This window comes from Rubritepida flocculans DSM 14296 (assembly GCF_000425365.1).
Taxonomy (GTDB): Bacteria; Pseudomonadota; Alphaproteobacteria; order Acetobacterales; family Acetobacteraceae; genus Roseococcus; species Roseococcus flocculans.
Genome location: NZ_AUDH01000003.1, coordinates 1 through 25,403, shown reverse-complemented (window position 1 = coordinate 25,403; position 25,403 = coordinate 1). Strand labels below are relative to the sequence as shown.

The 25,403-nt window shown below is 73.1% G+C and carries 24 protein-coding genes and 1 pseudogene; 11 read left to right on the top strand and 14 right to left on the bottom strand.

Annotated features, from left to right (window positions below; genetic code table 11):
- Positions 1–7: 7 nt before the first annotated feature.
- The 8 genes from H596_RS0104210 to H596_RS20020 form a co-directional block, all read right to left on the bottom strand.
- Positions 8–934: an ABC transporter permease gene (locus tag H596_RS0104210; RefSeq protein ID WP_027283836.1), complete on the bottom strand. Its 927-nt coding sequence runs from the start codon at positions 932–934 to the stop codon at positions 8–10.
- Between the two features lie 13 nt (positions 935–947).
- A complete protein-coding gene (locus H596_RS0104205) occupies positions 948–1,889 on the bottom strand; it encodes an ABC transporter permease (RefSeq protein WP_027283835.1) in 942 nt (313 codons plus the stop codon).
- Positions 1,890–1,985: 96 nt separating this feature from the next.
- On the bottom strand, positions 1,986–3,575 hold the full coding sequence (locus H596_RS0104200) for an ABC transporter substrate-binding protein (RefSeq protein ID WP_027283834.1): 1,590 nt from the start codon (positions 3,573–3,575) through the stop codon (positions 1,986–1,988).
- Positions 3,576–3,739: 164 nt separating this feature from the next.
- A complete protein-coding gene (locus tag H596_RS0104195; RefSeq protein ID WP_027283833.1) occupies positions 3,740–5,323 on the bottom strand; it encodes an ABC transporter substrate-binding protein in 1,584 nt (527 codons plus the stop codon).
- A gap of 28 nt (positions 5,324–5,351) precedes the next feature.
- Entirely contained in the window at positions 5,352–6,935 is a 1,584-nt protein-coding gene (locus H596_RS0104190) for an ABC transporter substrate-binding protein (RefSeq protein ID WP_027283832.1), read from the bottom strand.
- A gap of 93 nt (positions 6,936–7,028) precedes the next feature.
- Positions 7,029–8,627, bottom strand: a complete 1,599-nt coding sequence (locus H596_RS0104185; protein ID WP_027283831.1) for an ABC transporter substrate-binding protein — start codon at positions 8,625–8,627, stop codon at positions 7,029–7,031.
- Positions 8,628–8,773: 146 nt separating this feature from the next.
- Positions 8,774–10,273, bottom strand: coding sequence for an aldehyde dehydrogenase family protein (locus H596_RS0104180; RefSeq protein ID WP_027283830.1), 1,500 nt, complete (start codon positions 10,271–10,273; stop codon positions 8,774–8,776).
- Entirely contained in the window at positions 10,266–11,111 is an 846-nt protein-coding gene (locus tag H596_RS20020) for an NAD(P)-dependent oxidoreductase (protein WP_037300007.1), read from the bottom strand. The genes H596_RS0104180 and H596_RS20020 overlap by 8 nt, the downstream gene beginning before the upstream one ends.
- Before the next feature lie 81 nt (positions 11,112–11,192).
- Between H596_RS20020 and H596_RS0104170 the strand changes: the two genes are divergently transcribed.
- Entirely contained in the window at positions 11,193–11,603 is a 411-nt protein-coding gene (locus H596_RS0104170) for a GtrA family protein (protein WP_037300005.1), read from the top strand.
- Positions 11,604–11,650: 47 nt separating this feature from the next.
- Positions 11,651–12,229 carry an ankyrin repeat domain-containing protein gene (locus tag H596_RS22730; protein WP_051212368.1) on the top strand — a complete coding sequence of 193 codons (579 nt, stop codon included), beginning with the start codon at positions 11,651–11,653 and terminating at the stop codon, positions 12,227–12,229.
- 16 nt (positions 12,230–12,245) lie between these two features.
- On the opposite strand, the gene H596_RS20010 is transcribed toward H596_RS22730, so the two are convergent.
- The 3 genes from H596_RS20010 to glmM are packed head-to-tail and all read right to left on the bottom strand — an operon-like array spanning position 12,246 to position 14,947.
- Positions 12,246–12,707 (bottom strand): ureidoglycolate lyase, encoded by a 462-nt coding sequence (locus H596_RS20010; protein WP_037300004.1) that lies wholly within the window; start codon positions 12,705–12,707, stop codon positions 12,246–12,248.
- A gap of 33 nt (positions 12,708–12,740) precedes the next feature.
- A complete protein-coding gene (gene thiD, locus H596_RS0104155; RefSeq protein ID WP_027283828.1) occupies positions 12,741–13,544 on the bottom strand; it encodes a bifunctional hydroxymethylpyrimidine kinase/phosphomethylpyrimidine kinase in 804 nt (267 codons plus the stop codon).
- Positions 13,541–14,947 carry a phosphoglucosamine mutase gene (gene glmM / locus H596_RS0104150; protein ID WP_027283827.1) on the bottom strand — a complete coding sequence of 469 codons (1,407 nt, stop codon included), beginning with the start codon at positions 14,945–14,947 and terminating at the stop codon, positions 13,541–13,543. The genes thiD and glmM overlap by 4 nt, the downstream gene beginning before the upstream one ends.
- A gap of 150 nt (positions 14,948–15,097) precedes the next feature.
- Here glmM and H596_RS0104145 point away from each other — a divergent pair, with 150 nt between their 5' ends.
- Both H596_RS0104145 and H596_RS0104140 read left to right on the top strand, forming a co-directional pair.
- Positions 15,098–16,159: an NAD(P)H-dependent flavin oxidoreductase gene (locus H596_RS0104145; RefSeq protein ID WP_027283826.1), complete on the top strand. Its 1,062-nt coding sequence runs from the start codon at positions 15,098–15,100 to the stop codon at positions 16,157–16,159.
- 80 nt (positions 16,160–16,239) lie between these two features.
- Entirely contained in the window at positions 16,240–17,172 is a 933-nt protein-coding gene (locus H596_RS0104140; protein WP_037300002.1) for a glycosyltransferase family 2 protein, read from the top strand.
- On the opposite strand, the gene H596_RS0104135 is transcribed toward H596_RS0104140, so the two are convergent.
- Both H596_RS0104135 and H596_RS0104130 read right to left on the bottom strand, forming a co-directional pair.
- Positions 17,151–17,864, bottom strand: coding sequence for a GntR family transcriptional regulator (locus H596_RS0104135; RefSeq protein WP_027283824.1), 714 nt, complete (start codon positions 17,862–17,864; stop codon positions 17,151–17,153). The two genes, H596_RS0104140 and H596_RS0104135, sit on opposite strands and share 22 nt — an antisense overlap.
- Complete coding sequence (locus tag H596_RS0104130; RefSeq protein WP_027283823.1) at positions 17,861–19,474, bottom strand: thiamine pyrophosphate-binding protein; 1,614 nt, start codon at positions 19,472–19,474, stop codon at positions 17,861–17,863. The genes H596_RS0104135 and H596_RS0104130 overlap by 4 nt, the downstream gene beginning before the upstream one ends.
- Before the next feature lie 69 nt (positions 19,475–19,543).
- Here H596_RS0104130 and H596_RS0104125 point away from each other — a divergent pair, with 69 nt between their 5' ends.
- The 7 genes from H596_RS0104125 (at position 19,544) to H596_RS0104095 (ending at position 25,146) form a co-directional block, all read left to right on the top strand.
- The gene (locus H596_RS0104125; RefSeq protein ID WP_027283822.1) at positions 19,544–20,278 is read left to right on the top strand and encodes a succinate dehydrogenase/fumarate reductase iron-sulfur subunit; all 735 of its coding nucleotides are present in this window, start codon (positions 19,544–19,546) and stop codon (positions 20,276–20,278) included.
- 8 nt (positions 20,279–20,286) lie between these two features.
- On the top strand, positions 20,287–20,610 hold the full coding sequence (locus H596_RS0104120; protein WP_027283821.1) for a succinate dehydrogenase: 324 nt from the start codon (positions 20,287–20,289) through the stop codon (positions 20,608–20,610).
- Positions 20,603–20,938 (top strand): succinate dehydrogenase, cytochrome b556 subunit, encoded by a 336-nt coding sequence (gene sdhC, locus H596_RS0104115; RefSeq protein ID WP_027283820.1) that lies wholly within the window; start codon positions 20,603–20,605, stop codon positions 20,936–20,938. Before H596_RS0104120 ends, sdhC begins: the two co-directional genes overlap by 8 nt.
- Positions 20,928–21,659 (top strand): sulfite exporter TauE/SafE family protein, encoded by a 732-nt coding sequence (locus H596_RS22725; protein ID WP_051212365.1) that lies wholly within the window; start codon positions 20,928–20,930, stop codon positions 21,657–21,659. The genes sdhC and H596_RS22725 overlap by 11 nt, the downstream gene beginning before the upstream one ends.
- A 9-nt stretch (positions 21,660–21,668) precedes the next feature.
- Positions 21,669–22,571, top strand: a complete 903-nt coding sequence (locus H596_RS0104105; RefSeq protein ID WP_156910030.1) for a fumarate hydratase — start codon at positions 21,669–21,671, stop codon at positions 22,569–22,571.
- Positions 22,572–22,775: 204 nt separating this feature from the next.
- The gene (locus tag H596_RS0104100) at positions 22,776–23,384 is read left to right on the top strand and encodes a fumarate hydratase C-terminal domain-containing protein (RefSeq protein WP_027283818.1); all 609 of its coding nucleotides are present in this window, start codon (positions 22,776–22,778) and stop codon (positions 23,382–23,384) included.
- A 13-nt stretch (positions 23,385–23,397) separates the two neighbouring features.
- The gene (locus tag H596_RS0104095; RefSeq protein ID WP_027283817.1) at positions 23,398–25,146 is read left to right on the top strand and encodes an L-aspartate oxidase; all 1,749 of its coding nucleotides are present in this window, start codon (positions 23,398–23,400) and stop codon (positions 25,144–25,146) included.
- On the opposite strand, the pseudogene H596_RS24965 reads toward H596_RS0104095, so the two are convergent.
- Positions 25,143–25,403, bottom strand: a pseudogene (locus H596_RS24965) (IS110 family transposase); the annotation flags it as partial. The gene H596_RS0104095 and the pseudogene H596_RS24965 sit on opposite strands and share 4 nt — an antisense overlap.

Below are 25,403 nucleotides of genomic sequence, written 5' to 3'. Positions count from 1 at the left end.
CACCCCCTCAGATCCGCTTGGCCAGGCGCGGGTCGATGGCGTCGCGCAGCCCGTCGCCCAGCAGGTTCACCGCCAGCACGGTGATGGAGAGGAACACGGCGGGGAAGAACACGATGTAGGGCTTCACCTGCCACAGCGCGCGCCCCTCCGCCATGATGTTCCCCCAGGAGGGGATGATGGGCGGCGTGCCCGCGCCGATGAAGGAGAGGATGGCCTCCGTGATCATCGCCGCGGCGCAGATGTAGGTGGCCTGCACCGTCAGCGGCGCCAGCGTGTTGGGCAGGATGTGCTTGAAGATGATCTTCCAGGTGCGCGTGCCCGAGGCGACTGCGGCCTCGACATAGGGCTGCTCGCGCAGGCTCAGCACCACGCCGCGCACGAGGCGCGAGACGCGCGGGATTTCCGCGATGGTGATGGCGATGATCACGTTGCGCACCGACCCGCGCGTCAGCGCCATCAGCGCGATGGCGAGCAGGATGGGCGGGATGCTCATCATGCCGTCCATCACGCGCATGATGATGCTGTCCGCCAGCCGGTTGAAGCCGGAGACGAGCCCGATCACCAGCCCCGCGATGGAGGCGAGGATCGCCACCGAGAAACCGACGATCAGCGAGACGCGCGCGCCGTAGAGCACGCGCGAATACACGTCGCGGCCCAGCATGTCGGTGCCGAACCAGAAATCGGCCGAGGGCTCGCGCGTGCGCAGGGCGGGCGCGAGCGCCGTCGGATCCTTCGTCCAGAGGAAGGGCGCGAAGACGGCGACGAGCACCATCACCAGCAGCAGCCCGCCGCCGATGGCCATGGTGGGGTGCCGCCGCAGGAAGCCGATCGCGCCGCGCTTCGGCTTCACCTCGGGCAGGATGTCGCCCGGCAGTTTGGCGATGGCGAGGCCAGGCGGGATGGTCACGCCGGGCGGGAGGGAGGTCGCGCTCATCGGTGGCCCTCCTTCAGTACCGGATCCGCGGATCGAACAGCGTGTAGAGCAGGTCGATCACGAGGTTCACGAGCACATAGACGAAGCTGAACAGCAGCACGACGCCCTGGATCACCGGATAGTCCCGCCGCAGGATCGCATCCACCGTCAGCCGCCCGAGGCCGGGGATGGCGAAGACGCTCTCCGTCACCACCGCGCCGCCGATCAGCAGCGCGATGCCGATGCCGATGACGGTGACGATGGGCACCGCCGCGTTCTTCAGCGCGTGCAGGAAGAGGATGGCGCGCTGCCCCACGCCCTTGGCGCGGGCGGTGCGGATGTAGTCCTGGCTCAGCACCTCCAGCATGGTCGCGCGGGTGATGCGCGCGATCAGCGCGATATAGACTGTGCCGAGCGCGATGGCGGGCAGGATCAGGTTCTCGATCCAGGGCAGGAAGCCCTGCGAGATCGGCGTGTAGCCCTGCACCGGCAGCCAGTCGAGCTCCAGGGCGAAGACATAGGCCAGCACATAGCCCACCACGAAGACCGGCACCGAGAAGCCGAGCACCGCGAAGCCCATCACCGCGCGGTCGGCCATGGTGCCCTGCTTCCACGCGGCCACCACGCCCATCGGCACGGCGATGGAGACGGCGAGCAGGATGGTCACCACCATCAGCGAGAGCGTGGGCTCGATTCGCTGCGCGATCATGGTGCTGACGGGCAGGTTGGTGAAGATGGAGGTGCCGAGATCGCCGTTCAGGATGTCCCACAGCCAGTCGGCGAAGCGCACGAGATAGGGCCGGTCGAGGCCGAGCGAGGCGCGGATGCGCTCCACATCCTCGGGCGTGGCCTGGTCTCCGGCGATGACCGCGGCAGGGTCGCCGGGCGCGATGTACAGCAGCGAGAAGACGAAGAGCGCGACCACCGCCATGACCGGAATGGTCGCCAGCACGCGCCGGACGATATAGGCCCACATCTCAGTTCACCCCCCGGCACTCGGCCCGGACTCGATACGCCACGCTCTTGAAGCCGATGGGGCGGACAGGCAAGCCCGCCCGCCCCGCGCGGCGCCTTACGACTTCGACACGCCCCAGAACCAGGGCAGCGGGCCGGCGACGATCCCGTTCACGTTGCTGCGCCAGGCCTGATAGGCGCGGTAGAAGCCCGTGGGCACGAAGGGCAGGCTCTGGCAGGCCGCGCGGTTGATCTCCTCGCAGGCCGCCTTCTCCTCGGCGGCGTTCCGCGCGGCGAACCACTTGTCGCGCCCCGCCTCGATGGCCGGATCGTTCGGCCAGCCGAACCAGGCGCCGTCGCCATGCGCGCGCAGGCCGAGATAGCTCGCGGGGTTGGTGCAGTCGGCCCCGGCGAACCAGGTGAAGAAGATGTTCCAGCCGCCGCGCTCGCGCGGTTCGCGGCTCGCCCGCCGCGCGCCCACCGTGCCCCAGTCGGTCGCGACGAAATCCACGTTCATGCCGATCGCGCGCAGCGCCGCGTTGGCCACCTGCCCCATGGCGGAGAGCGGCGCGAGATCCTGCGCCACCAGCATGGTCACGGGCTGGCCGTTGTAGCCGGCCTCCTGCAGCAGGCGCCGCGCCGTCGCCGCATCGCGCGGCCGCGAGAGGATCTCGCCGCCCGCCTCGGTGTAGTTCGGCGTCTCGGGCGTGAAGAAGCCGTTCATCTGCTTCCACAGCGCGTCGTCGCCGCCCACCACGGCGCGCATGAAGTCCGGCTGGTTCACCACCCAGGCCACGGCCTGGCGCGCGCGCACGTCGTTGAAGGGCGGGTGCAGGTGGTTGAAGCGCAGGCAGCCGACATTGCCGAGCGGATCGGCCACGTCGATGCGGATGTTGCGGTTGCGCCGCATGACGGGGATCAGGTCGTTCAGCGGCGTCTCCCACCAGTCCACCTCGCCCTGCTGCAGCGCGGCCGAGGCGGTGGCGGGGTCGGGCTGGATGATCCACTCCACCCGGTCCACAAGCATGCGCTTGCCGCCTGCGAGCCAGTTCGGCGCCTCGTCGCGCGGCACATACTGCTCGAAGCGGCTGAAGGTGGCGCGCGCCCCGGGCACCCATTCGGCCCTGTTGAAGCGCATGGGGCCGGAGCCGACATATTCCGTGATCTGCTGGAAGGGATCGGTGCGCGCGATGCGCTCGGGCATCATGAAGGCGATCGGCGTGTTGTTCTTGCCGAGCGCGAGCAGCATCTTCGGATAGGGCGCGGACAGGCGCAGGCGGAAGGTGCGGTCATCCACCGCCACAAGCTCCTGCCGCAGCGCGCGGATCATCTGGCCCATGCCGTCGCGCACCATCCAGCGCTCCAGGCTCGCCACGCAGTCCTGCGCGCGCACCGGCTCGCCGTCATGCCAGCGCAGGTTGGGGCGCAGGCGGAAGGTCCAGGTCAGCCCGTCGGAGGAGACCTCCTCGTTCTCCACCATCTGCCGGCGGGGCGTGAAGCTGTTGTCGATGCCATAGAGCGTGTCCCACACCATCATCGAGGCGTTTCGGACGACGAACTGCGTGCCCCAGATCGGGTCGAAATTGGCGAGGTTGGCCTGCGGCACGAAGCGCAGCACGCGGTTCGCCGCCTGCGAGATGGCGGGGGCGGGCAGCAGCGCGGCCGCACCGGCGGCGGCGCCGAGCGCCAGGACGTCACGACGATTCATTCCACTCTCCCTGTCAGTCGGGCTCCTGCATGGAGCCGATTATCCCGCAGCCGCGGCGGCGCATGAGAGGGGGGGCTTCCGCGGAAACCCCCGCGCCCCCGCAGGCCGCCGCCTGCTTTGCCGGCAGCTTGCCCGAACAGGCGGCAGGCGCAAGGGCGCGCGCCTCACGCCTTGCGGATGTTCCAGAACACCGTGGCGGGCGCGCGGAACACGCCCTGCAGGTTCCGCCGCCAGGCGCTGGGCTGCCAGTAGAAGCCGAGCGGGATGTAGTACATGGACTCCATCGCGCGGCGGTTGAGCGCGGCGGCGATGCGCCGGTTCTCGGCCGGATCCGCGCCCTTCTCCACCCACTCGGCGCGCAGCCGCTCGATCTCGGGCTCGTCGGGCCAGCCGAACCAGGCCTGGGCGCCGTTCGCGCGCAGGAAGAGGTGCGTCACCGGCTGCTGCAGCGACAGCCCGGCCGAGGTGGTGTGGAACACGCTCCAGCCGCCGCGCTCCACGGGCTCGCGGCTCGCGCGGCGCTGCACCAGCGTGCCCCAGTCGGTCGCCACCACCTCCACGTTCATGCCGATGCGGCGCATCAGGTCGGCGGTGACGAGGCCGAGCGCGTTGATCTGCGGATAGTCGCCGGGCGTGAGCAGCACCACGCGCTCGCCCGCATAGCCCGCCTCGCGCAGCGCGGCGCGCGCGCGCTCCACGCTGCGGACCTTGAGGATCTCGCTGCCCTCCTCGTTCGCCATCGGCGTGCCGCAGGTGAACACGCCCTCGCATACCTCCCAGCCGGCCGGGTCGTCGCCCGCCACGGCGCGCAGATAGTCGCGCTGGTCCACCGCCATGGCCACCGCGCGGCGGATGGCGGGGTTGTTGAAGGGCGGGTGCAGCGTGTTGAAGCGGCACACGCCGTAGGTGCCGTCCTGCAGGCGCTGCTCCACGACGAGGTTGCGGTTGCGCCGCATCAGGCCGAGCAGGTCGTGCAGCGGATACTCCCAGTAGTCCTGCTCGCCCTGGATCATCGCGTTCGCGCTGGTGGCGGGGTCGGTCAGGATGGTCCACTCCACGCGCTCGATGCGCGGCACGCGCCCGCCCGCCAGCCCGTCCACCGGCTCGTTGCGCGGCACGTAGCGCTCGTTGCGCACCCACAGCGCGCGCTGGCCGGGGTTCCACTCCTCGCGCACGAAGCGGAAGGGGCCGCTGCCCACCGCGTCGCGGATCTGCTGGAAGGCGTCGGTGGCGGCGATGCGCTCGGGCATCACGAAGCAGGGGAAGGGCGTCTGTCCCAGCGCCATGGCGAGCATGGGCGTGGGCCGGTGCAGGCGGAAGCGGAAGCGCCGGTCGTCCAGCACCTCGATGGCCGCGACATTGGGCTGCAACACCTGCATGAACGGGTCGCGCCGCGCCCAGCGGTTGATGGAGGCCACGCAGTCCCGCGCCAGCACGCGCTCGCCGTCGTGGAACATCAGCCCCTCGCGGAGCGTGAAGGTCCAGGAGAGTTGGTCGGGCGCGATTTCCCAGCCCTCGGCCATCTGCGGCTTGATGCCGCCCTGCCCGTCCACGCAGCAGATCTGGTCATAGACAAGGAAGGCGTGGTTGCGCGTGACCACCGCGGTGGTCCAGACCGGATCGAGGCTGGTGAGGTTCGCCTGCGGGATCACGCGCAGCGTGTTCGCCGCCGCCGTCTGCGCCCGGGCCGCCGGGGCGGCGAGCAGCGCGCCCGCCCCCAGCAGCGTGCCGCGTCGGGTGGTGTTCATGCCTGCCTGCCCTCCTGCCGCGGCGCGCTCAGGCGCGCCGGATGTTCCAGAACTGCGCGAAGCCGGGGATTCGTCCGGTGAGGTTGCGCCGCAGCGCGGTGATGGAGGCCACCGCCCCCACCGGCACGAAGGGCAGCTCGGCCATCGCCACCTCCTGCATCTCGCGCGCGATGCGCTGCTGCGCGGCGAGGTCGGGCGCGTCGATCCAGGCGCTGCGCAGCTCCTCGAGGCGGGGGATGTTGGGCCAGCCGAACCAGGCGCCCGCGCCGTTGCCGCGCAGCGGGAAATGGCTCACCGGGTCCATCACCTCGAAGCCCGCGAAGGTGGTGCAGGTGACGGACCAGCCGCCGCGCTCCAGCGGTTCGCGGCTGGTGCGGCGCTGCACCACCGTGCCCCAGTCGGTCAGCACGAGATCGAGGTTGAGCTGCAGGCGGCGGAAAAGGTCCGCCGCCACCTGCGTCAGCGCCGCGGGGTTGAGGATGTCGGTGGGCCCGAGCAGCCGCACCGGCTGGTTGGTGTAGCCCGCCTCGCGCAGCAGGGCGCGCGCGCGCTCGATGCTGCGCGGGCCCATGAGCGGGGCGAGGCCCGCATCGTTCGCCATCGGCGTGTCGGGCGTGAAGACGCCCACGCCCGCGCGCCAGTTCTCGGGGTCCGGCCCCTGCGCGGCGATCATGAAATCCGCCTGGTTGATCGCGGGCAGGATGGCGCGGCGGATGGCCGGATTGTCGAAGGGCGGGTGCAGGTGGTTGAAGCGCAGCACGCCGAGGCTCATGAACTTCGTGAGCTTCTCCACCACCACGTTGCGGTTGCGCCGCAGCAGGAGCTGGTTCTCGGGCGTGGGCTGCTCGAACCAGTCCATCTCGCCCTGGATCAGCGCGGCGGTGCTCGTCGCCGTGTCCTGGATGATGTGCCATTCCAGCCGGTCGAAATGCACCTGCTTGGGCCCGGCGGTGAGCGACAGCGGCCCGGCGTTCGGGTTGGGGCTGTAGCGGTCGTTGCGCGCATAGACGGCGAGGCTGCCCGAGTTGAACTCGCTCGCCACGAAGCGGAAGGGCCCGCTGCCGATGCTCTCGCGCACCTGCTGGAAGGGATCGGTGCGCGCCAGCCGCTCGGGCATGATGAAGGGCGTGGGCGTGGCGACCGAGCCCAGCGCGTTCAGCAGCAGCGGGAAGGGGCGCTTCAGGCGGAAGCGCAGGCGAAGATCGTCCAACGCCTCCAGGCTGTCCGTGTATTCCGCGAGCTTCTGCCCGATCGGGCTGCGCCGCATCCAGCGCTGCAGGCTCGCCACCACGTCCAGCGCGCGCACCGGCTCGCCGTCGTGGAAGACCTGCCCGGGGCGGATCGTGACGGTGGCGATGCGCCCGCCATCCTCGAAGGCCGTGCCCTCGGCCATCTGGGGGTGCGGGCGGAACTCCTCGTCCAGCCCGTAGAGCGTGTCATAGACGAGGTAGCCGTGGTTGCGGGTGACGGTCGCCGTGGTCCAGATCGGATCGAGGCTGGTCAGGTTCGCCTGCGGCACGAACTTCAGCAGGCGGTTCTGCGCGGGCTGCGCGATGGCGGGGCGCGCGAGCGCGGCCGCCCCCATCCCCAGCAGGACGTCACGACGCTTCATTGTGTCTCTCCAGCTCCCCCGGCTTCACAGTGCGGGACTGGCGGCCTCCCCGGCGCGCGCGAGTGAAGCGTGCCGGGGCAGGCAACACAAGCCTCAACCGCGCCGGACGTTCCAGAAGAGCGGCGGCTGGCCCTTCAGGATGCCGGTGAGGTTCCGCCGATAGGCGGTGGGCTGGTAGTACATGCCCGTCGGTACATAGGGCACCTCCTCGAAGGCGATGCGCTGCATCTCGCGCGTCGCGGCGCGTTCCGCGGCCTCGTTGGGCGCGTTGAACCAGGCGTCGCGCTGCGCCTCGATGGCCGGGATGGTCGGCCAGCCGGGCCAGGCGCTCTCGCCATGGCCGCGGATGGAGGCGTGGCTCGAAGGATCCCAGTGGTCCACGCCGGACCAGAAGGTGAAGAAGCCCGACCAGCCGCCCTGCTCCAGCGGGTTGCGGCTCGCGCGGCGGGCCACCAGCGTGCCCCAGTCGGTGGAGACCAGCTCCACGTTGAAGCCCATCCGGCGGAAGAGGTCCGCCCCCACCAGCGTGGCCGCGTTGATGGAGCTGAGGTCGGTGGCGTTGAGCAGAACGAGCCGCGCGCCCATCGCGCCCGCCGCCTGCAGCTCCGCCCGCGCCGCGTCGAGGTTCTTGCGCAGCCGCTCCATCCCGACATCCGAGGCCGAGGGGCTTTCGGGGGCGAAATAGCCGATCCCCTCGCGCCGCAGGTCGGCCCGGCCCTCGACGCCGGAGGTGCCGATCACCGCCGTCATGAAGTCCATCTGGTTGATGGCGGTCAGCACCGCGCGGCGCACCGCGGGGTTGTTGAAGGGGGCGGTGACGTGGTTGGGGCGGAAGATGCCGATCAGCCCCGTGTTGTTGATGATGTCCACGCGGATGTTGCGCGCATTCGCCCCGCGCAGGAAGAGCGGGAAGAGATCGGCCGTCGGCTGCTCCCACCAGTCGATCTCGCCCGACTGCAGCGCGGCCGAGGCGGTGGCCGGGTCCGGCATGATCAGCCACTCGATGCGGTCGAAATGCGCCACCTTGCCGCCCGCCGTCATGGAGGGCGCCTCCTGCCGCGGCACGTAGTCCGGGTTCCGCACATAGGCGAGGCGCGAGCCCGGCACCCATTCATTCTGCACGAAGCGGTAGGGGCCGCTGCCCACCGCCTCGGTGATGTTCTGGAAGGGGTCCACGTTCGCCAGCCGCTCGGGCATGACGAAGAGGCAGCTCGTCGTCACCTTCGCGAAGCACTGCAGCATCTTCGGGAAGGGCTGGTTGAGGCGGATGGAGAAGACGCGGTCGCTCTCCTCCGTCATCTCGGCCACGCGCGCCATCAGCACCTGGCCGAAGGCGTCGCGCCGGCCCCAGCGGCGGATGGAGGCGACGCAGTCGCGCCCGCGCACCGGCGCGCCGTCGTGGAAGCGAAGCCCCTCGCGCAGGGTGAAGCGCCAGAGCAGCCCGTCATTCTCCACCACATGGCCCTGCACCATCTGCGGGCGGGGGACGAAGTTCTCGTCCATGCCGTAGAGCTGGTCGAACACCAGCATCGCGTGGTCACGCGCCACGAAGGCGGTGTTCGTGAAGGGGTCGATGTTCGGCAGATTCGCGTGCGGCACGTAGCGCAGCACGCGCGCGGCCTGCGCCTCGGCCAGCCCCGGCGCGGCGAGCGCCCCCGCCCCCGCGGCGAGGAAAAGGTCACGGCGCGTGATGCGCGGGCTCTTGCTCATTCGTCTCGTCTCCCTCGATGCGCGCCGCGTGCGGCGGCGCCGCGCTTCTCGTGGCGCGCATCAGAACCGCCCGCGCGCCCCCTGTCCAGCGCCCGCGCGCGCCCTCTCCAGCGATCAGCACCCGCCGCTCAGGGGCGATGGCCGAAGCCGAGCGCGGGGGATTCGCGCGGTTCGATCCAGACGGCCTTGCTCTGCACGTATTCCGCGAGCGCCTCCGCCCCCGAGGAGCGCCCATGGCCCGAGGCGCCGAAACCGCCGAAGGGCACGCTGACATGGATGGTGCGATAGCCGTTCACCCAGACCGTGCCCGCGCGCAGCCCCGCCGCGATGCGGTGCGCGCGGCCCACATCGCGCGTCCAGACCGCGCCCGCCAGACCAAAGCGCGTGCCGTTGGCGAGCGCGAGCGCCTCCGCCTCCGTCGCGAAGCGCTGCGCCGCGACCACGGGGCCGAAGATCTCCTCCTGCACGGCGCGCGCGGCGGGGCCGAGCCCCTCCAGCACCGTGGGCGGAACGAAGCAGGCGCCGAGGCCCGTCGGCGCCGCGCGCACCCGCGCGCCCTCGGCCCGCGCGGCCTCGATCATCGCGCGCACATGCGCATGCTGGCGGGGATGGGCGATGGGGCCCATCTCCGTCGTCTCGTCCAGCGGGTCGCCCATGCGGATGCGGGCCATGGCGCGCGCGAGGGAATCGAGGAAGCCCTCCGCCACCGGCGCCTCCAGCAGCAGCCGCGAGCCCGCCACGCAGGACTGCCCCGCCCCCGCGAAGATCGCCTGCTGCGCGCCCTGCACGGCGGCGTCGAGATCGGCGTCGGCGAAGACGATGTTCGCGCTCTTCCCGCCGAGCTCGAGCACATGCGGCAGGGTGCGCGCCGCGCAGAGCGCGGCCACCCGCGCCCCCGTGGCCGGGCCGCCCACGAAGCAGAGCTTCGCCACCTCGGGCGCGGCGATCAGCGCCTCGGCCTCCGCCGCGCCGCCCGCCACCACGGCGAGCGGGATGGCCAGCGCATGGGCGAGCTGCGCGAGCCTGAGCGAGGTGACGGGCGTGAGCTCGGAGGGTTTCAGCACCACCGCATTGCCCGCGGCCAGGGCGGGGAAGGCGTTCCAGCCCGCGGTGAAGAGCGGCGCGTTCCAGGGTGTGATGGCGAGCACCACGCCATAGGGCTCCGGCCGCACGGTCACGACATGGCCCGAGGGCACGCCGATCACGCGGCCTTCGATCTTGTCGGCCCAGCCGGCGTAGTACTCGGCCATCTCGGCCACGCGGGCGACCTCGGCGCGGCAGTCGCGAATGGGCTTGCCGGTGTTGGCGCATTCGGCGCGCGCCAGCGCCTCCGCCTCGGCGCGGATCGCCGCCCCCAGCGCCCAGAGCCGCCGCCCGCGCTCCGCCCCCGGCAGGGCGGTCCAGCCGGGCTGCGACGCCGCGGCGGCGCGCGCGGCCTCTGCGGCCAGCGCCGCGCCGGCCTGGGCGTAGGCGAGCAGCGGCGCGCCGGTCACCGGATCGGTCAGCGCCAGCGCCTCTCCCGCCCCCGGATGGGGCCTGCCCGCGATCACCGCCCCGGGCAGGGCGGGGGCGAACCAGGCGGCGATGTGCTCGGCGAGCGCGGCGGCGGCGCGGGAGGGCTCAGCCATGGGCGCGCTCCGCGAAAAGCGCGTGGGGGGCGCGGTTGAACTCGGCCTCGTCCGGCACGGGGGCCTCCTCCCACAGCCGCGCGGCGGCGGCGCAGACCGCAAGCGGCGCGCCCACCGACTCGGCGAGACCCAGGGCGAGCCGCACATCCTTGCGCATCAGCCCCGCCGCGAAGCCGCTGTCGAAGGCCCCGCCCTCGATCCAGCGCGGCCAGTTCACCTCCGTGGCGGCGGAGCGGCCGGAGGCGGCGTTGATCACCGGCAGCAGCGCGGCGGGCGGCACCCCGGCCGCGTCCGCCATGCGCAGCGCCTCGGCCGCGGCCATCAGATGCGTCGCCACCAGCAGGTTGTTGGCGAGCTTCGCCACCTGCCCCGCGCCGGGCCCGCCGACATGGACGATGCGCGCGGCCAGGCGCTCCAGCACCGGCCTTGCGCGGGCGAGGGCCTCGGCCTCGCCGCCCACCATGATCGCCATGGTCCCGGCGGCCGCGCCCGCGGGGCCGCCGGAGACGGGCGCGTCCAGATAGGCCACCCCGGCGCGCCCCGCCTCGGCCGCGAAGCGCCGCGCGGCCTCGGGGGCGAGGGTGGAGGTGTCGGCGATCACGCCGCCCTTCGGCATGGCGGCGAGCAGCCCGGGCAGCACGGCGGCCACCGCCGCCTCCTGCGGCAGCGAGAGCAGCACGAGGGGCGCGGCGGGCGGTTCGGCCAGCCGCACCCCGGCGGCCTCGGCCCGGGCGCGGCAGGCGGGGTCGGCGTCCCAGCCTTGCACCGCCTCGCCCAGCCCCGCGAGTCGCGCGGCCATCGCCCCGCCCATGCGGCCCAGCCCCAGCACTCCGATCACGCCCTGCCCTCCTGCAGCCTGGGCGCCAAGGATAATCCGCCGCCGCAATTGCGCCATGCCCGCCGCCCAGAAGCCCGCGCCATGAAGGCGCTGATCGTCCAGTTCCTGCGCTTCGGCGTGGTGGGCACGCTGGGGTTCCTGGTGGATGCGGGCACGCTGCTGCTCGCCGTCGCGCTGGGGGCCGGGCCCTATGGCGGGCGGGCCATCTCCTATGTGGTGGCCGCCAGCGCCGTCTTCGCGCTCAACCGCGCCTGGACCTTCCGCGACCGGCCGGGCGGCGCGCCGCTGGCGCGGCAATGGGGCGCCTACCTCGTGCTGAACCTCGTCGGCTTCGCCGCGAACTACGGCACCTACGCCGGGCTGGTGGCCTGGACGGAGATCGGCGCGCGCCACCTCGTGCTCAGCGTGGCGGCGGGCTCGGTGGCGGGGATGTTCCTCAACTTCTTCCTCTCGCGGCAGCTCATCTTCCGCCCCGCGCCGGGGGCGTCGTGAGGCGCGCGCCCTTGCCCCGCGAGGGCCGGACATGGGAGAAACCCGCCATGCGTGCTCTCACCACCCGCCTCGCCCTCGCCGGGCTGCTCGCCGCGCTTCCCGGGCTGGCCCAGGCGCAGTTCGGCATGGGCGGCGGCGGCGGCGCGCCCGCCGCCTCGGCCCAGCGCCCCCCGCCGCCCGCCCTGCCCGGGCTGCTGCAGCGGCGCAATGTGCAGCCCGTGCCGGCACAGGGCTCCACGGCCGCGATGAACCCCAATGACGCGCTCTTCGACGGCATCGCGCGCGGCGATCTCGAGACGGTGCGCGACGCGGTGAATCGCGGCGCGGATTTGCGCGCGCGCAACGCGCTCGGTCTCACCCCGCTCGACGCGGCGGTGGACCAGGGGCGGCCTGAGATCACCTTCTACCTGCTCTCGGTGCGCGGGGGCGCGGGCATGGCGAGCCAGGGCCCGCCGCCCGGTTTCGACGAGCGCCGCCCCGCGCGCCCCGTGCGCGAACGCCCCGAGCCGCCCGCCCGCCCCGAGCGCGCCCCGCGCCCCGAGCCGGTGCGGATGCTGCCCGTCAGCACCGACGGGGGGCAGCCCATCCCCGCCATCGGCTTCCTCGGCTTCGATCCGCGCCGCTGAGCGCGATCGGCGCCTTTCAGGGCGCGAACAGGATCGGCGCGGCCAGGCGCACCGTGTCGTGGTCCGTCTCGTTCGTGTCGGAGAGTTCGAGGTTGAGGAAATCCGCCTCCTCGCCCTCGAAGAAGGGGCCGGCGTGCCAGCAGCCCTTGCGCAGCGCCAGCGCCCGCCCGCCGGGGATGCGGAAGACGGTGATGGTCTCGGCCGAGGGGGTGGCCTCCGGCGCGGCGAGGCCGATGAACCAGTCCCGCCCCGTGGCGCTGGCGAGGCATTGCGTGACGCGCCGATGCCGGGTGATGGCGGCGACCCGAAGCGCCCGCCCGGGCAGCCGCATGATGTAGAGGCGCGGCGTGCCGCCCGAGAGGTCCAGCGCCGCATCGGCCGGGCCGAAGGGCGTGCCGTCCTCGCTCGGCTCGATCAGCGTGCCGAAGGGCGCGATGGCCTCGGGCGTGGCGGGAACGGGGGTGCGAGGGGTCTCCATGCTGCGGCGTCCTGCTCGGCGGGGATTCGGCGGTCAAATCCGCCCGGGGTCCATGGTCACGGCGTGGTTCAGCGGCCCATGCCCCGCCCCGTATCCGGGCGCGGCGAGCATGGCCGCGCGCACATAGCCGCGCGCCCGCACCACCGCCTCGGCCAGCGCCATGCCCTGGGCGAGCCCCGTGGCGATGGCGGAGGCGAGGGTGCAGCCCGTGCCATGGGTGTGGCGCGTCTCGATTCGCGCATCCTCGAAGCGGGTGGTGCCCTCGGGGGTGGCCAGCAGATCGACCACGCGCTCGCCCGGCAGATGCCCGCCCTTGAGCAGCACCGCCGGCACGCCGAGGGTGAGCAACGCCTCGGCCGCGTGGTGCATCTCCGCCTCGGTGCGGATGTCCATGCCCGCCAGCACCTCCGCCTCGGGGATGTTGGGCGTGAGCAGCGCCGCGAGCGGCATGAGGCGGCGCTTCAGCGTCTCCACCGCATCGGCGGCGAGCAGCCGGTGCCCGCCCTTGGCGACCATCACCGGGTCCGCCACCAGGGGCACGCCGGGGGCGCGGGCGGCGATCTCCTCGCAGACGGCCTCGATGGTCGGGCTGTCGTGCAGCATGCCGGTCTTGATCGCGTCCGCGCCGAGATCGTCCAGCACGCTTGCGATCTGGGCGCGGATGAAGCCGGGCGCCACGCCCAGAACCCCCTGCACGCCCAGCGTGTTCTGCGCCGTCAGCGCCGTGATGGCCGTCATGGCGAAGCCGCCCAGCGCGGTGACCGCCTTGATGTCCGCCTGGATGCCCGCGCCGCCGCCCGAATCCGAGCCGGCGCAGATCAGCACGCGCCCCTTCATGCCGCGCCTCCTTCGCCCGCCGCCCCATCGCCGGCGGCACAGGCGCGGATGGCGCCGCAGAGCCGATCGAGCGCCGCATCCAGCCGCGCCTGGTCCTCCGCCTCGACCATCACGCGGATCACCGGCTCCGTGCCCGAGGCGCGGATGAGCACGCGCCCCGCCTCGCCCAGCGCCGCCGTCTCCCGGGCGATCAGCGCCTGCACGCCCGCATCCTTCAGTGGCGAGGCCCCGGCGTAGCGGATGTTGACGAGCTGCTGCGGCAGGGGTGCGAAGCGGCGGCAGGCCTCGCTGGCGGGGCGGCGCTCCTCCACCAGCACGGCCAGCACCTGCAGCGCGGCCACGAGCCCATCCCCGGTGGTGCCGAAATCGCTCATGATCATGTGGCCCGACTGCTCGCCGCCCAGGTTCGCACCGATCTCGCGCATGCGCTCGCCCACGTAGCGGTCGCCCACCGGGGTGCGGTGCAGCGCGAGCCCGCGGGCCTTGAGGAAGCGCTCGAGCCCCATGTTGCTCATCACGGTGGCGACCACCGCGCCGCCGCGCAGCCGCCCCTCGCGCGCCCAGGAATCGGCGATGAGCGCCAGGATCTGGTCGCCGTCCACCACGCTGCCCGTCTCGTCCACAAGCACCAGCCGGTCCGCGTCGCCATCGAGCGCGATGCCGAGATCGGCCCGCCGCTCGCGCACCAGCTCGGCGAGCTGCTGCGGGGAGGTGGAGCCCACGCCGCGGTTGATGTTGAAGCCGTCCGGCTGCACGCCGAGGCTCACCACCTCCGCCCCCAGCTCCCACAGCACGGTGGGGGCGACCTTGTAGGCCGCGCCATGCGCGCAATCCACCACCACGCGCAGCCCCTCGAGGGTGAGCCCGCGCGGGAAGCTCGCCTTCGCGGCCTCGATGTAGCGGCCCGGCGCGTCCTCCATGCGCGAGGCGCGGCCGAGCCGGGCGGGGGGCACGAGGGCGGAGGAGAGATCGCCCGCCATCAGCGCCTCGATCTCGGCCTCCTGCTCGTCGGAGAGCTTGAGCCCGTCGGGGCCGAAGAGCTTGATGCCGTTGTCCTCGTGCGGGTTGTGCGAGGCGCTGATCATCACGCCGAGATCCGCCCGCAGCGAGCGCGTCAGCAGCGCGATGGCCGGGGTGGGCAGCGGGCCGACCAGCACCACGTCCATCCCCGCGCCGATGAAGCCCGCCGTCAGCGCCGGCTCGAGCATGTAGCCCGAGAGGCGCGTGTCCTTGCCGATCACCACCCGGTGGCGGTGCGCGCCGCGGTTGAAATAGCGCCCCGCCGCCTGGCCGAGCCTGAGCGCCGTGCCCGCGTCCATCGGCGCGCGGTTGGCCACGCCGCGGATGCCGTCGGTGCCGAAGAGCTTGCGGACGCGCGGGGGCGGAAGGCTGTCGGGGGCCATGGGGGAGCGGATTCCTCTGGCGGGGCTCTCCGCCTTGCTAACGCCGCCGCGGCGGGGCGTCCATCAGAGGCTGCCCCAGGAGGCCATGAAGGGGGGGCCATGGAGGGGGCGGCCATGGACAGGGCGGCCGAAGCGCGGAACCCTCGCCCCATGGCCACCCCGCGCGACCGTGCCCGCCGATTTTGCGAGGCCTTCGGCCTTCGCCTCCCCCTGCTCCAGGCGCCCATGGCCGGGGCCTGCCCGCCGGCGCTGGCGGCCGCCGTGGCCAATGCCGGGGGGCTCGGCGGCTGCGGCGCGCTGCTGATGGGCCCGGCCGAGATCGCGGCCTGGATGGGCGCGGTGCGCGCGGCCTCCAACGGCGCGGTGCAGATCAATCTCTGGATCCCGGACCCGCCGCCGCCGCGCGATCCGGCGCGCGAGGCCGCGGCGCGCGCGGCGCTCGCCCGCCTCGGCCCCCCGCCGCCCGAGCCCGGCGAGGGCCCCTTCACCCAGGATTTCGCCGCCCAGTGCGCGGCGCTTCTCGCCGCCGCGCCGCCCGTCGTCTCCACCATCATGGGGCTCTGGCCGCCCGAGTTCGCCGCGGCGCTGAAGGCGCGCGGCATCCGCTGGATCGCCAACGCCACCACGCTCGAGGAGGCGCTGGCCGCCGAGGCCGCGGGCGCGGACGCCATCGTGGCGCAGGGGGCGGAGGCCGGCGGGCATCGCGGCAGCTTCGACGCCGCGGCGGCCGAGCGCCAGCTCACCGGCCTCTTCGCCCTGCTGCCGCGCTTCGCCGATGCGCTGCGCGTGCCGGTCATCGCCACCGGCGGCATCATGGACGGGCGGGGCGTGGCGGCGGCGCTGGCGCTGGGGGCGAGCGCGGCGCAGCTCGGCACCGCCTTCCTGCGCTGCCCCGAGACGGCGCTGCCCGCCGCCTGGGCCGAGGCCCTGCCCCGCACCCGGCCCGAGGACACGGTGCTGACGCGCGCCTTCTCCGGCCGGCTGGGGCGCGGCATCGCCAACGCCGCCACCCGCGCATTCGAGGCCACCCCGCCCGCCCCCTACCCCATCCAGCGCGCGCTGACCGCACCCATGCGCGCCGCCGCCCAGGCGGAGGGCGACTGGACGCGCATGCAGCTCTGGGCCGGGCAGGGCGCCGCGCTGGCGCGGGCCGAGCCGGCGGGCGAGCTGCTCGCGCGCATCTGGCGCGAGGCGGAGGCGCTGCTGGCCTGAACGGGGAGACGGGCGCGCGCCACCGCCGCGCCACGCCCGCGCCGCTACCGCGCCACGGGGCTTTGCGCTACTCGCCGCCCATGAGCACGCCCCGCATCGCCGTCCTCGTCCCCTGCCACAACGAGGCGCTGACCATCCGCGCCGTGGTCGAGGGGTTCCGCGCCGCGCTGCCGGAGGCGACGATCCACGTCTACGACAACAACAGCACCGACGGCACGGCCGATGCGGCGCGCGAGGCCGGCGCGGTGGTGCGCTTCGAGAGCCAGCCCGGCAAGGGCAGCGTGGTGCGGCGCATGTTCGCCGACATCGAGGCCGACTGGTACATCATGGTGGACGGGGATGCGACCTACGACGCCTCGGCCGCGCCGCGCCTCGTGGCGCATGCGCAATCCGGCCCCTTCGACATGGTGAACGTCGCGCGGGTGCAGGCGGGCGAGAAGGCCTACCGGGCCGGGCACCGCTTCGGCAACCGCGTGCTCACGGGGCTCGTCGGCGCCATCTTCGGCAGCCGCACCACCGACATGCTCTCGGGCTACAAGATCTTCTCGCGCCGCTTCGTGAAGAGCTTCCCGGCGATGAGCCAGGGCTTCGAGATCGAGACGGAGCTGATGATCCATGCGCTGGAGCTGCGCCTGCCCGTCTCGGAGATCAGCGCGCCCTATGGCGAGCGGCCCGAGGGCTCGACGAGCAAGCTCGCCACCTGGCGGGACGGTTTCCTGATCCTCACCCTCATCGGCATCCTGGTGCAGCGGGAGCGGCCGCTGGAGTTCTTCGGCGCCGTCTCGGCGCTGCTCTTCCTGCTCTCGCTCGGCTTCGGCGTGCCGGTGGTGACGGAGTTCCTCGCCACCGGCCTGGTGCCGCGCTTCCCCACGGCCATCCTCGCCTCGGCGCTGATGATCGCCTCCTTCCTCTCGCTCTCGGTGGGGCTGATCCTGAACGCGGTGACGCACAGCCGGCGGGAGATGAAGCGCCTCGCCTATCTCGCCGCCGCTCAGCGCAGCTCCACCCCGTAGGCGAGGCCGCGCGTCAGCAGCAGGGCGCGGCGCAGCTCCACCGGCCGGTCCAGCGCGTCATGGGCGAGGCGGCGGATGGCGAGCAGCGGCGCGCCGCGCGCGCAGCCCAGCCGCCGCGCGGCCTCGGCGGGCGCGGGCTCGGCCGTCAGGCGTTCCTCGACGCGCAGCACGGTCACGCCATGGTGGCGCTGGTAGTGGACGTAGAGCTCGTCCTCCAGCTCCACATGGAGCGGCAGGGCGAAGCCGCGGAAGCGCGCGGCAGGCAGCGCGATGGATTCGAGCATGGCCGGCCGCCCCTCCACCAGGCGCAGCCGCTCCAGCGCCACCACCCGCGCGCGCGGGCGCAGCGCGAGAAGGGCGCGCTCCTCCGCGCTCGCCGGGCGCAGATCCAGCCTGTGGGCGATGGAGCGCGGCACGGGCCGGCGGCCCGCCGCATCCTCCACGCGGAAGAAGTGGAACAGGGCGCGCTCGCTCGTCGCCTCCGCGACATAGGTGCCCGCGCCCTGGCGCCGGGCGATGAGGCGCTGCGCCTCCAGCGCCGCGAGCGCCCGCCGCAGCGTGCCCTGCGAGACGCCGAAGCGCCGCGCCAGCGCCGGCTCGGTGGGCAGCGCCGCGCCGGGGGGCCATTCCCCCGCCGCGATGCGCGCGCGCAGCTCCCGCTCCACGCGCGCGTAGAGCGGGGGCGCGCTCATGCCCGGCGCAGGCTGGGCGCGGGCTGCCCCTCGATCAGCACGTTCACCACGGCGGGGCGGCCGCTGCCGAAGGCGCGTTCCAGGGCGGGGTGCAGCTCCTCGAAGCAGGTCACGAACTCGCCATGCCCGCCGAGCGCGGTGGCGACGAGATCGTAGCGCGTGGCGCGGCCGAGATCGCAGCCATGCGCGCGCGCCTCGCCGTAGTCGCGGCGCTGGATCTGGTATTCCGCGTTCCAGCGCCCGTCATTGCCCACCACGCAGACGAAGGGGAGGTTGTGGCGCACGGCCGTGTCCAGCTCGGCCATGTGGAAGCCGAAGGTGCCATCGCCCATGCAGGCGAGCACCCGCCCCTGCGGCCGCGCCGCGCGCGCGGCGACGGCGAAGCACAGCACCGCGCCGATCGCGCCCGCCACGCCATTGGTCAGGCGCTCATCGGCCTGGAGGATGGCCTGCATCCACTGGCCCACCTCGCCGCCATCCATCAGCAGCGTGGTCTCGCCCACCAGATGCTCCTGCAGCGCATAGGCCAGCGTGGCGGGGTGCAGCGGCCCGCCGGGGCGGTTGCGCAGGGCCGCCCAGGATTCCGGGCGATGCAGGATGGCCATGCGCGCCCATTCGCCCCACTCCGCGTTGCGGTGCGGCGTGGCGAGCGCGGCCAGCGCCTCGGCCGCCGCGAGGGGTGCCGCGGGCGCGACGAGCGCGAGGCGCGGCCCCAGCGCGCGGGCGGCGCGGTCGATCCACTGCCCATCGGGCTCGATCGCCACGAAGCGCGCCTCCGGCGCCGCCGCCCCGTAGCGCAGCGTGAAGTCGAGCGGCTTGCCGAGCAGCACCACGAGATCGGCGCGGCGCAGCGCCGAGGCGAGATCGCCGAGCGACGGATCGTTCAGCCCGCGCGGGCTTTCCATGATGGCGATGGGCAGGTTCAACCCCCGCGCCAGCGCCGCCCGCGCCCGCGCGCCCTCGGGCGTGTTCAGCGCAGAGCCGCAGACCAGCAGCGGGCGCTCGGCCGCATGGATCGCGGCGAGCACGGCGGCGGCGGAATCCGGCGAGAGCGGCATGGGCCGGGCGAGGAACTCCGCCTCCTCCGGCAGGGCGGGGGCGGCCCTCGCTTCCAGCACGTCTGTCGGCAGGGAGACGTGGACGGGGCCAGGCCGGCCGCTGCGCGCGAGGCGCATGGCGCGCGCGATGTCCGCGCCGAGCTCCTCCGCGCGCCGCGCCATCCAGGCGGCCTTGGTGAGCGGCGCGGCCATCTCCACCTGCGGCGTCTCCTGGAAGGCGCCCATGCCGAGCTCGGTGGTCGGCGCATGGCCCGAGAGCAGAAGCACCGGCGCCTCGCCCGCCATGGCGGTGGGCAGGCCGGCGCAGGCGTTGGTGTGCCCCTGCCCGCCGGTGACGAGCGCGACACCCACCTCGCCCGTCAGCCGCGCCCAGGCCTCGGCCATGTGCAGCGCCGCCGCCTCGTGCCGGACATGGACGATGCCGATGCCGTTGCCGAAGGCGGCGTCATAGACCTCCATGATGTGGTTGCCGGAGAGGCTGAAGACGCGGCTGACGCCGCCCTTGCGAAGCGCGTTCCAGACGATGTCGGCGCCTCTCATCTCGTGCTGCATGGGCGTTTCCTTTCGCCGCGAGACTGGCCCGGTCTTGTATAAGACTCAAGCCGGGGGCAGGATCGCGGGATGGAAACGCTCAAGGTGCGGATCTGGCGCGGGGACGCCGCGGGCGGCGCCTTCTCCGCCTACGAGGTCCCGGCGCGCGAGAACCAGACGGTGCTCGACGTGGTCAGCGAAATCCAGCGCGAGCAGGAGCCCGCGCTCGCCTACCGCTTCGCCTGCCGGGTGGGCATGTGCGGCTCCTGCGCCATGGAGGTGAACGGCCGCGCGCGCTGGACCTGCCGCACCCATGTGAAGCGCGTGGCGAAGCCGGGCGAGGCGCTGACGCTGCGGCCCCTGCCCCATCTGCCCGTGATCCGCGACCTCGCGACCGACATGGCGCCCTTCTTCGACAAATGGGCGCGGGCGAAGGGCAGCTTCCAGCCGAAGGACGCGCCCGATGGTGCGGTTCCGGAGGATTTCGCCGTGGTCCCGCCCGGCTCGAAGCCGCGGCGCGAGGCGGATGCCGGGATCGAGTGCATCGGCTGCGGCGTCTGCTACGCCTCCTGCGACGTGGTGGGCTGGAACCCCGATTATCTCGGCCCGGCCGCACTCAACCGCGCCTGGACGCTGGTGAACGACGTGCGCGACGGCGCGCGGCGCGCCCGCCTCGATGCGGTCAGCGGCGATGCGGGCTGCCACTCCTGCCACTCGACGCAATCCTGCACCGAGCGCTGCCCGAAGGGGCTCGATCCCTCCTCGGCCATCGCGGGGCTGAAGCGCAGCCTGTTCTGGGATGCGCTGCTGGGGCGGCGCGGATGAGGGGGCAGTTGCATCTCTGGATCGCGCAGCGCGTCACCGCCGCCTTCCTGGCGCTTGCGGTGGCGGTGCATCTCGTCACCATCATCATCGCCGTGCGGGGCGGGCTCTCGGCGGCGGAAATCCTGGCGCGCACGCGGGGCAGCGAGGCCTGGCTGCTGTTCTACGCGGGCTTCGCCCTGGCGGCGGGGCTGCACGCCGCCATCGGGCTGCGCGCCATCGCGGCCGAGTGGCTGGGCTGGCGCGGGCGCGGGCTCGACATCGCCTGGCTCGGCATCGGCCTGCTCACCGCGCTGTTCGGCATCCGCGCCGCCTGGGGGCTCTACCATGGCTGACCGGCGGCACCCCACCTACCTCGCCTTCCTGGCGCACCGGCTTTCGGGCCTCGCGCTCGCGCTGTTCCTGCCCGTGCATTTCTGGGCGCTCGGTCAGGCGCTGCAGGGCGAGGCGGCGCTGGAGGGCTTCCTGCGCTGGACGGACCACTGGCTGTTCAAGCTCGCGGAATGGGGGCTCGTCGTGCTGCTCGCGCTGCACCTCGCGGGGGGGCTGCGCGTGATGGCGCTCGAGTTCCTGGGCTGGCGCGCGCGCCAGAAGGACATGGCGGCGATCGGCGCGGGCTTCGCGCTGGCCGTGGGCCTGCTGTTCCTGCTGCATGTGGGCTGAGGCCGCCCTCGTCTCGGCCGGCTGCCTGCTGGCGGCGCTCTGCGCGAGCGTCGCGGGATTCGCCTTCGTGCTGGTGGGCGCGGCGGTGCTGCTGCCCTTTCTGTCGCCCGCCCTGGTCGCGCCCATTCTCGTCACGGGCAGCCTGATCGTGCAGGGCATCGGGAGCTGGGCGGTGCGCGATGCGATCCCCTGGCCGCGGCTCGGCCTCTATCTCGGCGCGGCGCTGCCGGGGCTGCCGCTCGGCCTCGCCTTCCTCGCGCTCGGCCCGGCGCGCTGGATCGTGGGCTTCGTCGGCGCGCTCCTGGTGCTTTATGCGGGCTACACGCTGGCGCGCATCGCGCTCGGCCTCGCCCCCGCCGCCTTCGCGGGCGGGCGGGGCGCCGATGCGCTGGTGGGCTTCGCCTGCGGCGTGCTGGGCGGCATCGGCGGCTATGTGGGCGCGCTGCTCGGCATGTGGGCGGACGCCACCGCCATGCCCCCGCGCGAGACGCGCGCGCTGATGCAGCCCTTCATCGCCATCATGCAGGCGCTGACCATTCCGGGGCTGCTGCTCGCGGGGCTGTTCACGCGCGAGGCGCTGCTGCTGACGGCGAGCGCCGTGCCGGCCCTGCTGCTCGGCGCCTGGCTCGGCCTGCGCCTCGGCCGGGCGCTGCCGGCCAAGGGGTTCCGGCTGCTGCTGCTCGGCCTGCTGCTCGTCTCCGGCCTGTTCCTGCTGGTGTGAGGAAACGCCATGTCCGTCATCCCCCCGCCCGAAAAGCTGCGCATCAGCCCCGATGCGATCGAGGAGGCCGCGAAGCTCCTCTACATCCGCGCGCTGAAGATCCTGCCCGACGACATCAAGGCGGGCTTCCACCGCCTGGACGCCTCCGAGACGGACGGGCTCGCGAAATCCGTCCTCGCCACCATGATCGAGAACATCGCGGTGGCGGAGCGCACCGAGAACCTGCTCTGCCAGGACACGGGCATCCCCATCTTCAACGTCGAGATCGGCCGCGAGGTGGAGCTCGACGGCTGGGCGCTGAAGCAGGCCATCGCGCGCGGCACCGAGCGCGCGACGCGCGAGCACCCGCTGCGCAGCAGCGTGGTCCATCCCATCACGCGGGTGAACGCGCACAGCTCCTGCGGGGCGCATGTGCCCGTGATCCACATCGATTTCGTCGAGACGCCGCGCATCCTGCGCCTCGTCATGATCCCCAAGGGATCGGGCAGCGAGAACGGCAGCTTCCTCAGGATGCTCATTCCCGCCGACGGCCTCGCCGGGGTGAAGCGCTTCGTGGTGGACGCGGCGATCCAGGCCGGCGGCAAGGTGTGCCCGCCCACCATCCTGGGCGTCGGCGTCGGCGGCACGAGCGACCTGTGCATGCACCTCGCCAAGGTGGCGGCGACGCGCCCGCTCGGCACCCTCTGCGCCGATCCGGAGGGCGCGAAGCTCGAGCAGGAACTCTCCGAGGCGGTGAACAGCCTCGGCATCGGGCCGCAGGGGCTGGGGGGGGATTCCACCGCCTTCGCCGTGCATGTGGAGGTGGCGGCGACGCACATCACCATGAACCCGGTGGCGGTGAACATCCAGTGCCACTCGGCCCGGCGGGCGAGTGCCACCTTCACGCCGGAAGGCGTGGAGATCGGCTTCTGAGGGCCGCGCCATGACCCACCACACCCTCCACATGCCCATCGCGCTTCGCCACGCCCGCGGCGCGCAGCCGCCACGCCAACCCTCCGCGCCGCGGGCACGAGGCTGCCATGACCCACCACACCCTCCACATGCCCATCGCGCTTCGCCACGCCCGCGGCGCGCAGCCGCCACGCCAACCCTCCGCGCCGCGGGCAGGAGGCTGACATGACGCACCACACCCTCCACATGCCCATCACCGAGGCCCAGGTGCGCGCGCTGCGTGTGGGCGACACGGTGACGCTGCAGGACACGCTCTTCGGCATCCGCGACGCGACGCAGATCCACATGTTCGACCGCGGCCGGCGCACGCGCTTCGACCTCAACGGCCACGCCGTCATCCACACCGCGCCGAACGTGCGCAAGGTCGCGCCAACCGGGTCCAACCAGGCGGGCTACGAGGCCGTGTGCATCGGCACCACCACCTCCGACCGCATGGAGCGCTTCACCCGCCCGCTGATGGAGCGCGAGGGCGTGCGCATCATCATCGGCAAGGGGGGCCTGCGCGAGGAGAGCGCGCGCGCCTTCCAGGAACTGGGCGGCGCCTATCTCGCGGTCATCGGCGGCGCGGCGGCGCTGGAGACGACCTGGATCACCGCCATCGAGGACGTGGACCTCGACGACCTCAACCCCGAGAGCCTCTGGCGCTTCGCCATCAAGGATTTCGGCCCGCTGATCGTGGGCATGGACAGCCACGGCGGCAGCCTCTACCGCGGCGTTCAGGAGCGCGTGGCGGCCAGGCGCGCCGAGGTGCTGGCGAAGCTGGGGGCGGCGTGATGGAACCCCTCGCATGACCGCCGACATCGCACGCACGAAGACGGACATCCTCGTGCTCGGCTCGGGCGGCGCGGGGCTGCTCGCCGCGCTGCACGCGAAATCCGCCAACCCCGATCTCTCCGTCACCGTCGCGGTGAAGGGGCTGCTCGGCAAATCCGGCTGCACGCGCATGGTGCAGGGCGGCTACAACGTCGCGCTCGCGGCCGAGGATTCCGCCGAGCGCCACTTCATGGACACGCTGGAAGGCGGGAAGTGGCTGAACGACCAGGAGCTCGCCTGGACGCTCGTCACCGTGGCGCAGCGCCGCATCCGCGAGCTCGAGAACCGCTGGGGCTGCTTCTTCGACCGCAACCCGGACGGCACGATCCACCAGAAGGCCTTCGCCGGCCAGACCTTCGACCGCACCGTCCACAAGGGCGACCTGACGGGCATCGAGATCATCAACCGCCTGGCCGAGCAGACATGGGCGCGCGGCATCGACAGGCTCGAGGAACACCGCGCGCTCGCGCTGATCCGCACGAAGGACGGCGCGCGCCTCTCGGGCGTGCTGCTGCTCGACATCCGGCGTGGCGGCTTCCTCTTCGTGCAGGCGAAGGCGGTGCTGCTCGGCACCGGCGGCGGGCCGACGATGTACAGGTACCACACGCCCTCGGGCGACAAGTCCTGCGACGGGATGGCGATGGCGCTGCGCGCGGGGCTGCCGCTGCGCGACATGGAGATGGTGCAGTTCCACCCCACCGGCGTGCTGGCCGGCCCCGGCACGCGGATGACGGGCACCATCATCGAGGAAGGGCTGCGCGGCGCGGGCGGATACCTGCTCAACGGCGCGGGCGAGCGCTTCATGCACGGCTACGACCCGCGCGGCGAGCGCGCGACGCGCGACATCGTCAGCCGCTCCATGCAGCGCGAAATCCTCGCAGGCCGCGCGAACGCCGCGGGCGGGCTCTGGATCGAGATGGGCCATCTCGGCCCCGAGAATGTCCGCCGGCAGTTCAAGGGCATGGTCGAGCGCTGCGCCGACATGGGCTTCGACCTCGCGGCGGGCCGCGTGCCCGTGGTGCCCACCGCGCACTACATGATGGGCGGGGTGGAGTTCCGCCCCGATGGCGCGACCGCCCTGCCCGGCCTCTTCGCCGCCGGCGAGGACACGGGCGGCGTGCACGGCGCCAACCGGCTCGGCGGCAATGGCGTGGCGAACTCCACCGTGTTCGGCGGCCTCGCGGGCGAGGCGATGGCGCGCTTCGTCCCGCGCGAGAGCGAACTCGCACCGCCCGACGAGGCGGCGCTGGCCGAGGCGGTGGCGGCGGCCGAAGCGCCCTTCGCCCGCCCCGCGAAGCCGCTCGGGCCGCTGCGCGAGGCGCTGGCCGATCTCATGTGGGAGAAGGCGGGCATCCTGCGCGACGGCGCGGGGCTCGCCGAAGCGGCGCGCGGCCTCGAGGCGCTGGAGGCGGAGCTGCGCGGCTGCGGTGTCGCGGATGGCGCGCGCGGCTTCAACCTCTCCTGGGCCGAATGGCTGAATCTCGAGAGCCTGATCCTCGTCAGCCGCGCCATCGTGCTGGCCGCCGCCGCGCGCGAGGAAAGCCGCGGCGCGCATTGGCGCGAGGATTTCCCCCACACGCGCGACGAGCGCGAGGGCCTCGCCCATACCCGGGTCTGGCTCGAAGGCGGCGGGCTGCGGCTCGGCTGGCGCAATGTCGCCTTCACGCGGGTCCGCCCGGGCGAGAGCCTGCTCGTGCCGGCGGCCGGTCCCCCTGCCTCCTAGACAGAAACTCCCTCGGCTTGTGGTTCGAGGGAGCACTTGAAGCCGAGCTTTATGATTTGGGCGGCGAGGTGACGTGCCTGCTGTTCTGGCGAGCGTTGGTGGAAGTGATTTGGTCCGAGATCGTGCCAGAAGGTTCCGTTTTGGAGCATGTGCCAGACGGCGGTGAGGATGGAGGCGGCGACGGCGCAGATGGCTTTTTTCGGTCCGCGGCGCTGTCGCAGATGGTGGAACTGGGCGCGGAGATAGCTGTCCTTCTT